A 16,367-nucleotide genomic window follows, 5' to 3' on the forward strand; every position below is an offset into this window, starting at 1 on the left:
GGAAACCGCCACATGAGTTTTGCCATTCCCGGCCTGGATAACGCCAACGAGTTTTACAGTCAGCACTACCTGGACGACATCCTGGAGCGCGACCTCAAGCCGCTGTTCGACAAATGGAAAGAGCAGGGCAACAACAGCCCGCTGGCCAAAGTACGCTCCGCTTCGGGTACCAATAGCTACTTCCGCGCCCGCGACCGCTTTCTGGCAGAAAAAAAACGCAGCGAACGCCAGGCATTGTTCATCGACCTGGTGCAGCCGCTGCTGGAAGCCATCGGTTATGGCCTTTCGCCGCAAGACCTGCCGCTGGTAGAAGGCGAACTACCTGTGCTGGCAGTCTACCGCGACGCTCGTCAGCAACCGTTGCTGGTGATCGCCGCCGCCGTGGCCGATCCGGCCGACGACGAAGCCGGCCCGCTGCAGCTGTGCCCGAGCCAGCCTGGCAAGCACGGTAGCGAAGACTGGGAAGAAATCATCAGCCGCCGGCTGTTTGCCGACGACCACCCGCCGCGCTGGGTGCTGCTGGTACACCACGACGAATGGCTGCTGATCGAACGCAGCAAATGGAGCCGCAAGGCCCTGCTGCGCTTTAACCTGCCCGAGCTATTCGGCCCGCGCGACGACCGCGCGCTGCGGGCTTTTGCCGCGCTGGCAGGCGCCGCCTCAGTGCTGCCCGCCGAAGGCGGTGCAGCCCTACTGGACACCCTGGACGACAGCTCGCACAAGCACGCCTTTGAAGTGTCTACCGACCTCAAATACGCCCTGCGCGAGTGTATCGAGCTGATCGGCAACGAAGCCATTCGCTACAAGCGCGAAGTGGCCAAAGAAAAGGTGTTCGACCGCAACGATACCGACCTGGCGGAGCAACTTAGCCGCGAATGCCTGCGCTATATGTACCGCCTGCTGTTCCTGCTCTATATCGAAGCCCGGCCAGAGCTGGGCTACGCCCCCATCAATGCCCCGGCCTATCTCAAGGGCTATAGCGTAGAGCACCTGCGCGAGCTGGAACGCACACCGCTGACCACGCCCGAGGCGCAAGACGGCTTCTACTTCCACGACAGCCTCAAGCAGCTGTTCGACCTGATCTGGCAAGGTTACCCGCGCCGCGATGCCCACGCTGGCCAGATCGACCTGCAAGCCGATGCCGTGCTGGAAACCGGCTTTGCCATTGCCCCGCTGCAAGGCCATTTGTTCGACCCGGCACAGACCAAGCTGCTGGGCAGCGTACGCCTGCGCAACCGCGTACTGCAGCGCGTTATCGAGTTGATGTCGCTGTCGCGCAGCGGCAAGGGCAATCGCCGTGGCCGTATCAGTTATGCCACGCTCGGCATTAACCAGCTGGGCGCGGTATACGAGGCGCTGCTGTCGTTCCGCGGCTTTTTTGCCGAAGAAGAACTGTACGAAGTCCGTCCCGACCCCAAAGGCAAGAAAGCTGCTAGCGCTGACGGCGACGAAGACGCCGACGATATCGACGACGCCGGCCTGGACGCTCCCAGTGCCGCCGACAAGAAAAAAGACGCCGTGCTAGACCCGCTGGACGCCGCCTACTTTGTACCGGCCAGCCAGATCCACCTCTACACCGACGCCGAGCGGCTATTTGGCGGCGAGCCGCGCCGCTATCCCAAGGGCACCTTTATCTACCGCCTGGCCGGCCGCGCCCGCGAAAAATCCGCCAGCTACTACACGCCAGAAGTGCTCACCCAGTGCCTGGTCGAGCACGCGCTGAAAGAAATCCTGCCCGGCAAATCGGCGGACGAGATCCTGCAGCTCACCGTGTGCGAACCGGCCATGGGCAGCGCCGCGTTCTTGAACGAAGCCGTCAACCAGCTGGCCGAAGCCTATCTGCAAGCCAAGCAGAAAGAGCTGAGGCAGAGCATTCCGCACGAGCAGTACGCCGAAGAAAAGCAGCGCGTCAAAATGTACATTGCCGACAGCAATGTGTTTGGCGTGGACTTGAACCCGGTGGCGGTAGAGTTGGCCGAGGTCTCGCTGTGGCTGAACGCCATCTTCAAGGGCAGCCACGTGCCGTGGTTTGGCCTGCAGCTGTACAGCGGCAACTCGTTGGTGGGTGCCCGTCGCGATGTGTTCAGCACCGCCCAGCTATCGCCGGGCAAGGGCGATGGTGGCCAGCCGGAACGCGACTGGCGCTGCGCGGTGCCGCGCGCACTCAAGCTGGTTGACACCCCTGCCAGTACTGATATTTTCCACTTCCTGCTGCCGGCCGAAGGCATGGGCATGGTCTGCGACAAGGTGGTGAAGGCGCTGGAGCCAAAAGCCGTTGATGATTTCAAGCTTTGGCGCAAAACCTTCTGCGCCCCGCTCAGCCGCGACGAAGTAACCCGCGTGCAAACGCTGGCCGCAGCGGTAGAGCAGCTGTGGCAGCAGCATGCGGCCGAGCTGGCCCGCGTGCGTGCGGGCACCAGCGACCAGCTGCACGTATGGCCAGACCCTGCGGCCAACCATGCGCCCACCAGCACCGCGCAGAAAGACGCCATCTTCCAGCGCGAAATGCTCAGCGAAGCGCAAAAAAACGCCAGCCCCTACCGCCGCCTGAAGCTGGTAATGGATTTCTGGTGCGCGCTATGGTTCTGGCCGCTGGACCAGGCTGCCGAGCTGCCCAGCCGCGAGCACTGGTGGTTTGTGCTAGAGACAGTGCTGCTGGGCAGTGCCAGCCTGGCCAGCCAACCGGCTACCGATCTGTTTGTCGAAACCCTGCCACAGCAAGGGCTGGACTTCACCCCGGAGCGCGACCGCCACGGCCACGTCGACCTGGCCGCGCTGATGGCGGCGCTGCCGCAGCTGCAAGTGGCCAACATGGTGGCACAACAACAGCGTTTCATGCACTGGGAGCTGGAGTTTGCCGACCTGTTCAAGGCGCGCGGCGGTTTTGATGTCATCCTGGGTAACCCGCCGTGGATCAAGGTAGAGTGGAGCGAGCAGTCGCTGCTGTCCGACTTCGACCCGCGTTTTGCCATCCGCAAGCTGTCGGCCAAGCAGACTGCCGACCAGCGCGACGCCGTATTTGCCGCACAGTTGGCCGCACGCGCTGATTATCTGGCTGAGTGCGTGGCGTGCGAAGGCATGGGGCAGTTCTTGAATGCATGGCAGAACTATCCATTGCTGAAAGGCCAGCAAAGCAATCTGTACAAATGCTTCCTGCCGCTGGTGTGGCGTGTGGGGGCGGGGGTACAGGCTTTGCTGCACCCTGAGGGCGTGTATGACGATCCGAAAGGGGGGGGCTTGCGTGCAGAGCTATACCCTAGGCTTGCTGCTCATTATCAATTTGCCAATGAGCGTTTGTTGTTTGCTGAAGTGGATAATCATACACGTTACAGTATTAACGTTTATGGCCAACGCAAGGCTCAGCCAAAGTTCATCACCGCGGCTAGTTTACTTGATCCCATCACCCTTAAGAGGAGCCTTGAGCACGCTGGTGGTGGGCAAGTGCCTAGCATGAAAACAGATCAAGGAAAATGGGAACTCGCTGGTCATGCTAGCCGGTTGATCGAGGTTGATGCCGCCATGCTTGCCACCTTTGCACAGCTCTACGACGAACCGGGCGCCCCCTGGGTTCAGGCGCGTTTGCCGGCAGTGCATAGCCGCGAATTGGTGTCGGTGCTAGAAAAGTTTGCCAAGGTGCCGCGTCGCTTGGGGGACTTGCAGGGTGATTACTACACGACTGTTTGTTTTGATGAAACCTACGCACAAAGAGATGGGACTATCCGCCGCGGTACCGGCTTTGTCGATAGCCCCGCCGACTTTGTGTTGTCCGGGCCGCATTTCTATGTTGGCAACCCGCTGAATAAAACCCCTCGCGCTGTTTGTGACACGAACAAAGCCTACGACCAGCTCGACCTCGAAGCCTTGCCCAACGACTATCTGCCGCGTAGCAACTACCAGCGTGAATGCGCTACCGACGTCTACCTGGCACGCACCCCGCGAGTGAGCTGGGTAGAGGCGGGGGAGAAAGAGGCCAAACCGGTGACGGCGTATTACCGTACTATTTCTCGTCGTGGCCTGAGCATTTCAGGGGAGCGCACTTTGCTATCGGCCATTGCGCCAAAAGGTGTTTGCCACATCGACGGTGTTTTCTCAGTAGCGAGCAAAGATCAAACAGTTATTCCCCAGCTTGCCGGCTTATGGGCTTCTGTACCCTTCGATTTTTTTATCAAGAGCTCAGGTAAAGGTGACTTCCGTAATTCATTAGCCGAAACAATGGTGATGCCAGAAATGGCTGGTCTGGCTAGTGCACTTCTTGTTAGGACGCTTTCGCTTAATGCACTGACTAGTAGTTACGGGGAGCTATGGGAGGCAAGTTGGGATGACGCATTCTGCGATGACCAATGGTCCAATCCCGACCCGCGCTTGCCGCAAGACTTCTTCACCAAGCTGACGCCTGAGTGGCAGCGTAGTTGTGCGCTACGCAGCGACTACGCCCGCCGCCAGGCGCTGGTGGAAATCGACGTGTTGGCCGCACAGGCGCTGGGGCTAACGCTTGACGAGCTGCTCACCATCTACCGCGTGCAGTTCCCGGTGATGCGCCAGTACGAGCGCGACACCTGGTACGACGCCCGTGGCCGTATTGTCTTTACCGCCAGCAAGGGCCTGGTGGGTGTAGGCCTGCCGCGAAAGTCCGGCAAGAAAGACGCCGCCTGCAAGCTGATCTTTTCTGACACCGGCAGCGATATCCGTCGCTTGGGCTGGGAAGACATCATGCCCAAGCGCGCCGACGACGGCACGCTGCAGCCGAAAGTGCCGGACGGCACTGTCATCCAACGCCCGACTATCGACGACACCCAGCCCAGCGGCCCGGTAGAACGCACCATCCAGTACGTCGCCCCCTTCACCCTGGCCGACCGCGAAGCCGACTACCGCGTGGCGTGGGCGCACTTTGCCAAGGAGCAAGACAATGGGTAATGCAGCAAGAAAGCTGGATGTGATCGAGATACACAATCTTTTTCCGCAAATTAACCTGCGTTTTGATCTGGAAGAGCAAATCGGTGAGCCCAGTGGTTTTGGCGCTGTATGGCTGGCTTACGACCGCTGGCTGGACCGTGAAGTAGCGTTGAAAATTAGTCAGACCGACCTAAGCTCCGAGATACTGTTGTGCCGTGACATTGAAGGGCAGACTGTTCGCATTTATGACTATTTTCGCGGTGAGAACGGCTGGCATGCGTACTCCATGGAGCTACTTCACTCATCGTGGCGCACGCTGTCCAGCTGGATAGAGACTCACCGTTATCGTGAACACGATCTGCAGCATTACTTTGACTGTCTTGAGGTGATGTACGACGCACTGCGCGGACTGGCAGCGATTCACGGCCGCCCCTATAGCCGTGAAGGGCGGTATGTGCATGCCGACATCAAACCAGCCAACCTGTTTTTTCTGTGTCAGCCCAAAAAACGCCCGAATACGGTTTTCCGTATGCCTGCGCACCAAGACATGGTGAAAATCATCGATATGGGCATCAGTACGCAGCGCGGTGGGTATAACAACGCCGGCACACCCGCCTATGACTACCCGTACAAGCAGGATTGCCGGCCCGGCCATGATTTGTATTCACTCGGGCTGACCTTTCTGGAAATGCTGAGCGGCACCTTGCCAACTCACCACACGATGGAGCACAAGACGCGCATCACGACATTTGTAACTGCTGCGAGCTCCGGTAGTGCGTTTATCGACAACTTGGCGATTGAACTGGCGCGCCAATGTGCCCGGGCGGCAACACAGCTGGCTATCACGGCACGCAGCCTGCTGGCCTGGCTGGATGAGAAGCTATTTGAGCTCAATGAGGCCAATTTGCTGCTGCTGCGCAGTATTCATCACCATCTGCTCGGGGCAATGAAGAAAGATGAGTTGGCCAGCGCTGCTTTCCCCTATATGGCAGCTTATTTCGGTTGGAAGAACCAGACAGTTGGCCGCATCGAGTTTCTGAAAGTAATGATTGCCGATATGTACGCGCAAGGCCTGCTGGTTCGTGACGGTAGTAGTTATCGTTACTTCGTCCGCTGAGTCTGCTATCTGTCGATTTCAAAGAACAGGTTTGTGACATGCAACCTCTCATCGTCGCCCAACAAGTTACCCAGGGTATTGCCGACTTTCTGCGCGCCGCCTTTCCCGCCAGCAGCCCCGGTTTTGCCGGGGTAGTCGAACGCTTTCTTGAGCAGCGTGACAATGTGTTCAAGGGGCCGTACCTGAGCATTCCGCTGCCTTTCCGGCAGCAGGCGGGCGAGGCACCGGCTTTTGCGTGGCTACCGGCCGGGTTTATTCCGCACGCCCACCAGGCCAAGGCCTTCCGCCGCCTGGCGGGTGACGATGCGCGTTCTACGCTGGTGGCCACCGGCACCGGCTCTGGCAAGACCGAGTGCTTTCTGTACCCGATTCTGGAGCATTGCCGACTGCAGCATGCAGCAGGCAAGCGTGGCATCAAGGCCGTTATTTTGTACCCGATGAACGCGTTGGCAGGCGATCAGGCCACCCGGGTTGCGAAGGAGATACTGAAGGCGGGTGCACTGGCCGGGGTGCGGGCGGGCTTGTATGTGGGTGAAACGCCAGAGGTGACGTCGCAGGCGGTGACCACGCTACCCGATGGCAGCGTGACGGTGATTACCGACCGTGACGAGCTGCGGACCAATCCGCCGGATATCTTGCTGACCAACTACAAGATGCTGGACTTCCTGCTGGTACGCGCGGCCGATACCCCGCTGTGGGCGTATCAGCAGCCGGATACCTTGCGTTATCTGGTGGTGGACGAGCTGCATACCTTTGATGGGGCACAGGGCACCGATTTGGCTTGTCTGGTGCGCCGTCTGAAAGGCCGCCTGGATACCCCGCCGGGACAGCTGGTGTGCGTGGGCACGTCGGCAACCCTGGGCGACGATGGGGTGGGAGATTTGTTGCGCTTTGCCGGCGATATCTTTGGCGAGGCGATGGATGAAGAGGCGGTGATTGCCGAAGACCGCGTTTCGGTAGGCGACTACCTGGCCGATGCCGTGATCGAATACATGCAAACCCCGCAGCCGGCCAGCGTGGCTGCGCTGGACCCGGCGCAGTATGGTGATATCGCCAGCTATATCGCGGCCCAGTTTGCCCTGTGGTTTGGCCGCACGGTGACCGCGGCAGAAGTGAGGGAAAAAGCCTGGCGGGAAGCGCTGGGCGTGGCCTTGAGGAGCCACTTTGCTTTTCAGAACCTGCTGCGCGATCTGGACCGGCTTGGTAGCAAATCAGTTGTGCTGGAAGACCTGCTGGCCTTGCTGCCGCGCCGCTTGCCGGCCTTTGACGATGAGTGCTATCCCTTGTTGTGGCTTTCCAGTCTGTTGTCGCTGATTGCTTACGCCCGCAAGCCGGGGCATCAGGACTTCTTTTTGCAAGTAAAGGTAGAAATCTGGCTGCGCGAGCTGCGGCGCATGGTGGCTCCGCTGTCTTTACAGCCGGCGCTGATGTTCCATGACGATTTGGGCCCTGCTGAAAAAGAGCACGTTTATCTGCCGGTTATCCACTGCCGCGACTGCCACGCTACCGGCTGGGGCAGCACGGTGCACAAAACCAGCCCCAATCAACTATCTCGTGATCTGCAGGGCTTTTATAGCGCGTTCTTTGCCGAAGACGTGTCGACGCGGTTTATTTTTCCGCCGAGCGAAAACCCGGACCTACGCGTTTTTGAGCGCAAGCAGGTGTGCCCGGGATGCGGCACCTTGCACCAGGCTAGCCATACCAGCTGCAGCCATTGTCAGCACGAGGGGCTGCTGCCGGTGGAAATTACTGCCAACCTGCGCGAGAGCACTAAGAACGGCGCCAAGTACACGCGCTCGCATCACGATTGTCCATACTGCGGCGGCCTCAAGACGCTGAGTATTGTGGGCTCGCAAGCGGCCAGCCTGGCAGCTGTGATGGTGGCGCAGATGTTTGCGTCACGCTTTAACCCCGACAAGAAGCTGATTGCGTTTTCGGACTCGGTGCAGGATGCCGCGCACCGTGCCGGTTTCCTGGCGGCACGAACCTGGCGCCTCAACCTGCGCCCCGCGTTGGCGCAGGTGATTGTTGATGCAGCGCAAACCGGCCTGCCGCTTAGCCTGGCCGACTTGCCACAGGCTTTCGAGCAACGTTGGCGCACCCAGCTGGGCGATGGCCATTACCTGGCAAATTTCCTGCCACCGGTTCTGCACTGGTTACGCGATTACGAAACGCTGATGGTCGAGGGCGCGCTGCCTGCCGACAGCGAGCTGCCCAAGCTGATATCGCAAATCATGCCGTGGCTGATTAATGCCGAGTTTGGCCAGGATGCACGAATCGGCCGCTCCCTGGTGGTAACCGGTACCGCCAGCGTTCAGCCCGACCCGCAAGCGCTGGAGAGCGCGGTCAATTGGCTGTTGCCGCGTGTGTCGCAAGAGATCGACCCGCTAGCAGGGGTAACTGCCGCCGAAGTGAAGGTGTTTTTGAGTGGCCTGATTGAAACCATGATCCGCGCCGGTGCCTGGCAAGATGCGGGGCTGGATTTTTACGCCAAGGTGGGCTCTACCCCGTGGCCGTACAAGAGAACACCGTTCCAGTACAAGCTACTGACGAGTCCGCGCTCGCCGCGCTTTTTGTCGCTGGTGGCATACAAGCAATCGCTGAGTGTTGCGGGTGAAAAGTTATTCCGCGCCTGGGCATTCAAGGCCTTTGCGGCATTGCACAGCGTGGCGCTGGGGGCGGATGCCCTGATTATCCCCTTGTACCGTCTGGCGTTAAGAGCGCTGGTAGAGGCCAAGCTTGCAGTAGAGCTGGATGGTGACACCACCGAAGAGGTGAGTGTATGGGGTTTGCAGCCTAAAGCCTTCAGAGTGCTGCCAGGGGTAAGCCATTGGCAGTGCGCCAATTGCCACAGCGCAGTGTTTGCCGCGCACGATGATTCGTTGGCCGGCCAACCTTGCCGCCGGTTGGATTGTCGTGGGCAGTTGGCGGCAGCCGAGCCATTAGGTGACTACTATCGCAAGTTGTACTTGAACGCCGATATCCAGCGAGTGGTGGCGCACGAGCATACCGGTTTGTTACCACGCGAAACCCGAGAGCGGGTCGAGCGCAACTTCAAATCGGACAGCGGCCAACCTGGTGCCATTAATGTGCTGTCCGCTACGCCGACGCTGGAGATGGGTATCGACATCGGCGATTTGTCGTGCACCTTGTTGTGCTCGGTGCCGCCGCAGCAGGCTAATTATATTCAGCGGGCCGGCCGGGCCGGCCGTAGTACCGGTAATACCTTGCTGATGACGATGGCCACCAGCAAGCCGCACGACCTGTACTTCTGGCAAGACCCCAAAGCCATGATTGCCGGCAGTGTGCAGGCACCTGGCGTGTTTCTAAATGCCTCTGCAGTATTGGAGCGCCAGCTTACTGCTTTTACGCTGGACTGCTGGGTACGGGAAACCGGCCAAGCGGCACAGATTCCGGCAGAGGTACGCGCGGTATTTGCGGCAATTGAAAAGCAGAACCTTAGCCGCTTCCCTTACCCCTGGTTGAGCTTCATCGATCAAAACCGCGAAAGCCTGCTGAGTCGCTTTGTCGCGCTGTTCAATACCGGTGCTTTTACCCCTCTCACACCAGAAACCGTGCAGTGGCTCAGTACCTTCATTGATGGCGGTATCGGAGAAGAAGGATCTTTGCCTTGGAAGCTGGTGCATCGTTTGAGTGGTATTGCTAATGATGTAACTGAAATCAAGCGCCAGCGCGACCGCACCGTGAAGGAGGCCGAAAAGCTTCAGGCGCTGGAAGTGTTGGGTGAGGAGCAGCAGGAAGAACTGGTGCAACTGCAACAGGAACGAATCGCCTTGGCGCGCTTGGTCGGCGCCATTGAGGGCAAGGCCACGCTGAATGTGCTGACGGACGAAGGCTTGTTGCCCAACTATGCCTTCCCGGAACAGGGGGTGTTGCTGCGCTCCATCATCGTGCGAGATGCCAAGCCGAGTACCGAGCGGCCAGACCCGCTGACTTTTGAGTATGAGCGGCCGGGTGCTGCGGCCATTACTGAGCTAGCGCCTAATAACACGTTCTACGCTGAGGGGCGCCGGGTGATGGTGAGCCAGGTGGATGTGTCCAAGATCAAGCCAGAGGCCTGGCGTTTCTGCCGCCAGTGCGCGTACACCGAGCCGCTGTCGTCGGGCGATCATCATCAGAACTGCCCGCGTTGCGGCGATACCTTGTGGCGCGATAGTGGGCGCGTGCACGAGATGTTGAGGCTGACAACGGTTTTTGCCCGCACGCTGGACCGAGACAGCCGCATTGCAGACGACAGTGACGAGCGTCAGCGCGGGTTTTATGTGCGCCAGGCCTTGGTGGACTCAGCCCCCGAGGCGGTACGGCAAGCATTTGCCGTAGACCAGCCGTCGTTTCCGTTTGGTTTCGAGTTTCTCGACAAAGTGACATTCCGCGAGGTGAACTTTGGCGAGCAGACGCCAGAGCCAAACCCCATGGTGGTTGCGGGCGAAGAGCTAAACCGGCCGGGTTTCACGATTTGCCCGGAGTGCGGCACGATTCAGCGCCGGCGCAAAGCGGACGAGCAGTACCGTAACCATGCGGCTTGGTGCAGCCGTCGCAAGGATGCCGAAGCGAATACGCAGCAGTGTGTGTTTTTGTACCGAGAGTTTACAAGCGAGGGTATTCGCATCTTCCTGCCGGAAGTGGGCTTTACCGATACCAAAGGCGCGTTGCTGAGCTTTGTGGCTGCGCTGGAACTGGGTCTGACCAAACGCTTCAGGGGGGCGGTGGCTCACTTGCGCATTGCGCTGGATGTACGCATGGCGGCAGGGTCTGATCAGCCACGGGCTTATCTGGTGATTTACGACAGCGTGCCAGGGGGGACGGGTTATCTGAAAGAGCTGATGCGAGACCCGGAGCCCTTGTTTGAGGTGATGTCTCTGGCCTTGCAGTCTCTGGATGCTTGTCCTTGCAACCAGGATGACGAAGCTGATGGTTGCCATCGTTGTGTCTATCGATATCACAACAGTAGCGACCGCCACGCTATTTCGCGCCGGGCAGCACAAAAGCTGCTGGGCCAGGCCTTGCAGCATAAGGCGGCGCTCAAGCCGGTAGGCAATTTGTCCACCCTATCGACCAGTAATGCTTTGCTGGATAGCGTGCTGGAGCAGCGTTTTATTGAAGCGCTGCGGCGTTCGCATGGCGGTACCAAATTCGAATTGTCCGAATTACTTTTCCGTGGCAAACCGGGTTATCTGGTGAAAGCCAATGGTCGTCGCTGGTGCCTCGAACTACAGGTAAACCTTGGGCCGCAAGATGGGGTGGTGCTAGCCAGTAAGCCAGACTTTGTGTTCTGGCCAGATGACACTAGTGATGACAAGCCAATTGCGGTGTTTCTGGATGGATGGCAGTACCACAAGGATATCATCACCCAAGATCTGGCAAAACGCATGGCGATTGCCAAGAGTGGCAAGTTTTCGGTTTGGACCTTGACCTGGGACGATTTGGAAGAAGCGCTGCAGGGTAAGCTGCCAGCAACGCCTTCGCCCTGGCCAGCTTTGATTCATGAACAAGCCGCAGCAGGATTGGCCAAGCTATTTAATGTACAGGGCATAGAGCATCTGTCTGCCCTCAAGGCTATGCCGGTATTTCAGCAGCTGCATTACCGTTTATATGCCTGCGACCATCAGGCTATGCGCAAGCATGCCTGCGTACTGGGCATTGGCCTAATGAAGCCAGAAGGGGATGCAACGCAGTTGGCTGCATTGAAGGTAGGAGACTGGTGGCGGCGCTTGGTCGATCTGGCCTTGCTGCCCGATACGCGGCAGTACAAGTGGAGCATGCGTTTACTATGGGGCTCTTGCGGTATGGCCATCGGCCTGGATGCCCCAAGCTTAGGGCATATTCTACAAGGTGGGTCAAAGCCTTTGCACGAGCCAGTGCTTGTCGTGCAGTGGAAGGATCAGATCGGTTCGGATATTGAGTGCCTGCAGCGGTGGCAACAGCTGTGGCAATGTCTGAATCTGTTGCTGCCCTTAAGGCACCTTTGGATAGGGAATGATGCCATGGTAGGTGTGGACAGCATGCACGCCTGCCCAGCCTTGCACATGAAAGAGGCTGACTTGCCTGCTGAGTGGACGGGTGTGGCAGAGGTGTGCGATGCCATTCTCCAGCCATTTTTGGTTACGATGGCGGCACGGCTACCACTACCAGAAGATGGTTTTGCCTTGCTCAACGACAAGGGACGCGTCATGGCAGAGGCTGAGTTGGCTTGGCCACTGCACAAGGTAGCAGTACTGTTACCTGACAATGATGACCAAGTGGCAGTCTTTAAGCAGTATGGCTGGCATATATTTGTGCTAAATGATGGTTTTGATGTCGATCAGCTGATTGGACTAATGACGGAGTTGAACGCATGAGCTTGACCCCAAAAATCGCCATATCAGATGACTTTCTGAAGTCATTTGCCGCGGTGCCGCGCTCGCACCAGCAAGCGGTGCTGAATTTTGTTGCCAAGTTTAGGCAAAATCCTTTGGCCACGGGTATCAATTACGAGCGAATCCATGATGCAGCTGACCCCAACATGCGGTCGGTACGAGTAAACGACAATATCCGTGGCATTGTGTTGAAACCGGATGTGGGCAATGTGTATTGCTTGCTGTGGGTGGACCAGCATGACGACGCTTATCAATGGGCAAGGCGACATAAAGTTGCCATTCACCCTGAAGTAGGCAGCATTCAGATTTTTTCGGTGGAAGAGGCCGCTGCAGCCAACAATGTGGCGGTTGCAGTTGACCAACCGGCTGGCTTGTTTGCCGGGCTGAAAGATCGCGAGATTAGGCGCTTGGGCGTGCCTGATGAGATGCTGCCATTGGTACGTGCGGTGGCCAATGACGCAGAGCTGGATTCCTTGCAATCTCGCTTGCCAGATGAGGCCTACGAAGCCTTGTTTTTGTTCGCGGCCGGTGACTCGCTGGAGCAGGTTCTTCTGGAAATGGAGGCTCAGCAGGAGCCTATCGACCCGCATGACTTTAGCGCGGCCTTGGATCGAGATGTGTCGCGCCGACATTTTGTCGTGCTGACGGATGACAGCGACCTTGAGGCACTGCTTGGCGCCCCACTTGAGCGGTGGCGAGTGTTTTTGCACCGCAGTCAACGTAAGCTGGTCGAGCGTGACTGGAGTGGTCCGGTAAAAGTAACGGGTGGGGCGGGGACAGGTAAAACGGTTGTTGCGATGCATCGTGCCGCAAGGCTGGCAAAACAATACGCGGATATTCCCGGGCGGCCAGTGGTGTTCACCACATTTACCAAGACGCTTGCCGAAGATATCCGGCAGCACCTTGCCTTGCTTTGCAGCCCGCAGGAGTTGGAAAAAATCCAGGTTGTCAACCTGGACCAATGGGCTTCTGGCTTGCTTCGCCGCTTTGGCTACAAAAGTAATTTGCTGTATAGCGAATCAGAGCGACGGCAGTACTGGAACGCAGCGATGTCGGCACTTTCTGGCAGCGTGGATCTGTCTCCGACATTTTTGCGTGCTGAATTTGAGCGCGTGGTATTGCCACAAGGTTGTGAGACGGCCGAAGACTATATGCGAGCCAGTCGTATCGGGCGTGGTGGCCAGCTGAGCCGGCAGCTGCGCAAGGCAATCTGGCCAGTTTTTGCCGAGTATCGTGCCCAGCTACAGGCTGCCCAGTACAAAGAGCCTGAAGAGGCTTTCCGCGAGGCGGCACAATTGTTGGCAGGCTCTGCTGAGTCGCTCGGCATCCGCGCTATGGTTGTCGATGAGGCCCAGGACATTAGTAGCGCCGCCTTTGAGCTTATCCGTATTGCGGTACCGCCGGCAGAGAATGATCTTTTCATTGTCGGTGATGCGCACCAGCGTATCTATCGGCACAAGGTAGTTTTGAGCCGTACCGGTATTGAGGTACGAGGCCGTAGCAAAAGCCTGAAGGTGAACTATCGGACTACAGATGAAATTCGCCGCTGGGCGTGCGCCCAGTTGGAAGGATGCGACATTGACGATCTTGACGGTAACCAGGACTCCTTGCGTGGTTACAAATCGCTAACACATGGCGATTTGCCTGATGTATTGCATAGCACCTCCATACAAGAGGATGCGGTACACGTTGGCGCTATCCTCAAAGAGCTTGCTGCAGATGGTATCGATGCTCGCCAAGTGTGCGTGACTGCCAGAACTAATGATGATCTGGATGCGATAGCAACTGTGCTGAGACAGGCTAATGTTGCCGTTCACAAGTTGGACACCAATACGGCTGATGATGAAGCTGCTGCTGGTGTACGGCTTTCAACCATGCATCGGATTAAAGGCCTGGAATTCAATGTGGTGGTTATTGCGGCTTACAAAGGAGTCGAGGCCTATGCGGCACTTCACAGCCGCGATGAGGATGCTGGTGTTGCGGAGGAAACAGAGGTGGCAGAGCGCTGCTTGTTGCATGTGGCGGCTACCAGGGCAAAACAGCATCTTTTTGTGTTGAACCGTGTTGCCAACGTTGCCTAGCCGGGCGGGTTTAGAACTGGCGACTGATATCGTACCTTGCCTGTCAAACCAATATGAGTAGGTTATGGCCGCAATGACATTCAGCCATTTTGACATAAGTAATTTATGAAATAAGTTTATTGTCATTTTGAAAGTACCTGTAATTGCCATTAGATGGCGAAGTGCTATTCGGATAACTTTCTCGATTGAAAAAAATTTCACCCATATATCCCCTGCAGCCGGCCGCGCAGCACTGTGACCGGCGTGCGCAGCTCGTGGGCGATGGCGGCGTTCCAGAACGCCTGCTCCTTGGTCATGCGCTGCAGCTGGTCCGCCAGCGCGTTGAAATCGTCGGCCAGCGCGGCGGCCTCGCGCAAGGAGCGGTCGCCGGCCGCCGCCCGCGCGTCCAGATCGCCCTGTGCGACGCGGCGTATGCCCGCCGCCACGGAGTTGAGCGGCACCAGGATGCGGCGCGCCAGGCGCAGGCCCATCACCACCGACAGCGCCAGGCCCGCCACGGTGCTGGAAATCAGCCACACCCACTCCGGCGCGGTCATCTTCAAGCCCGGCGCGTCGAACTGCACCGGCCAATAGGTCATCGCCACGTAGTAGAAATTGAAGCCGGTCACCACCACCAGCACGGTCACGCAGAAAGCCATTGTCGCCATCGACAGCGCTATCTGGCGGCTCAGCCCCTCCAGCCTCATTCGCCGCTCCACAATCTGTAGCCCACGCCGCGGACGCCGGCCGGCATCCCCTCTACGCCCCGCTCTTCCAGCTTCTTGCGCAGCTTGCTGATATGGCTGTCCACCGTGCGCTCCAGCGTGTCGCCTTCCGGCAGGCAGGCGGCCAGCAGCTCGGCGCGGGAGAACACCCGCCTGGGCGCGCGCGCCAGCTGCGCCAGCAGCTTGAACTCGGTCAACGTCAGGCTCAGCGCGTGGCGCCGCTGGCCCACCAGCACGGCGGCCTCGTGCTGCTCCAGATCTATCTCGAACGGGTCGGCGCGCAGCACGCGCTGCTCCGCCTGGCGCGGAGCGGCCATGGAGCGGCGCAGCACCGCCTGCGCGCGCGCCACTACCTCCGCCGGGTTGAACGGCTTGACCACGTAATCGTCGGCGCCGATGCGCAAGCCCATCAGCTTGTCGATGTCCTGGTCCAGCGCCGTCAGCATGATCACCGGAGTGTCGCCGCGATGGCGGATCTCGGCCAGCGCCTGCCAGCCGTCGACATGCGGCATCTGCACGTCCAGCAGCACCAAGTCCGGCTTCAGCGCCAGATGCATCTCCAGCGCCTTCCTGCCGTCGGCGGCGTGCGCGCTGCGCAGACCGCCGCGCGCCAGATAGGCCGCCAGGATCTCGGCGATTTCGGGTTCGTCTTCGGCTATCAGCACCAGGGCTTGCGCCGCCTGGGCCGCGGGTCGGATTGTGTCGATCATGCTGCCGGTTTCGCGTTCATTGCGCATCTCCATCGAATCTCCATGCTACCACACGGCAATCCCCATCCTGCGCAGGCACACTGCCGCCGTCCCGAGTTTAAACCCGATGGAGTCCCCATGAATTACCTGCAAGCCTGCCGCTACGGCGGCGCCTGCGCGCTGGCCGTTTCGATACTGGCCGGCTGCACCCAGCCCGCGCCGCAAGACGCCCCGGCGGCGATTCCGGTGGCTGCCGCCACGCTGGCCCCCGCCCCGCTGCAATTGAGCGACGATCTGCCCGGCCGCGTGGCCGCGGTGCGCGTCGCGGAAATCCGCCCGCAGGTCGGCGGCATCGTGCTGCGCCGGCTGTTCGAGCAAGGCAGCGAGGTCAAGGCCGGCCAGCCGCTGTTCCAGATCAACCCGGCCCCGCTCAAGGCGGACGTCGATACCGCAGCGGCGGCCTTGCAGCGGGCCGAGGCCGCGCTGGCGCGCGCCCGCGCGCAAAC

At 59.1% G+C, this 16,367-nt stretch carries 6 protein-coding genes and 1 pseudogene; 5 read left to right on the forward strand and 2 right to left on the reverse strand.

The window, feature by feature from the left end:
* The first annotated feature begins 12 nt into the window (after positions 1-12).
* The 4 genes from LQR33_RS19240 to LQR33_RS19255 are packed head-to-tail and all read left to right on the forward strand — an operon-like array spanning position 13 to position 14,468.
* Positions 13-4,914 (forward strand): Eco57I restriction-modification methylase domain-containing protein, encoded by a 4,902-nt coding sequence (locus LQR33_RS19240; RefSeq protein ID WP_231470123.1) that lies wholly within the window; start codon positions 13-15, stop codon positions 4,912-4,914.
* Entirely contained in the window at positions 4,907-6,010 is a 1,104-nt protein-coding gene (locus tag LQR33_RS19245) for a serine/threonine protein kinase (protein ID WP_231470125.1), read from the forward strand. The genes LQR33_RS19240 and LQR33_RS19245 overlap by 8 nt, the downstream gene beginning before the upstream one ends.
* Positions 6,011-6,048: 38 nt before the next feature.
* The gene (locus LQR33_RS19250; RefSeq protein ID WP_231470126.1) at positions 6,049-12,369 is read left to right on the forward strand and encodes a DEAD/DEAH box helicase; all 6,321 of its coding nucleotides are present in this window, start codon (positions 6,049-6,051) and stop codon (positions 12,367-12,369) included.
* The gene (locus LQR33_RS19255; protein ID WP_231470127.1) at positions 12,366-14,468 is read left to right on the forward strand and encodes a UvrD-helicase domain-containing protein; all 2,103 of its coding nucleotides are present in this window, start codon (positions 12,366-12,368) and stop codon (positions 14,466-14,468) included. Before LQR33_RS19250 ends, LQR33_RS19255 begins: the two co-directional genes overlap by 4 nt.
* A 197-nt stretch (positions 14,469-14,665) precedes the next feature.
* On the opposite strand, the gene LQR33_RS19260 is transcribed toward LQR33_RS19255, so the two are convergent.
* Complete coding sequence (locus tag LQR33_RS19260) at positions 14,666-15,154, reverse strand: HAMP domain-containing protein (protein WP_231470128.1); 489 nt, start codon at positions 15,152-15,154, stop codon at positions 14,666-14,668.
* Complete coding sequence (locus LQR33_RS19265) at positions 15,151-15,915, reverse strand: response regulator (RefSeq protein WP_166439372.1); 765 nt, start codon at positions 15,913-15,915, stop codon at positions 15,151-15,153. The genes LQR33_RS19260 and LQR33_RS19265 overlap by 4 nt, the downstream gene beginning before the upstream one ends.
* Positions 15,916-15,999: 84 nt before the next feature.
* Between LQR33_RS19265 and LQR33_RS19270 the strand changes: the two are divergent.
* Positions 16,000-16,367: pseudogene (locus LQR33_RS19270) on the forward strand (biotin/lipoyl-binding protein); the annotation flags it as partial.

It is taken from the genome of Chromobacterium piscinae (assembly GCF_021129175.1).
GTDB classification, from domain to species: domain Bacteria; phylum Pseudomonadota; class Gammaproteobacteria; order Burkholderiales; family Chromobacteriaceae; genus Chromobacterium; species Chromobacterium piscinae.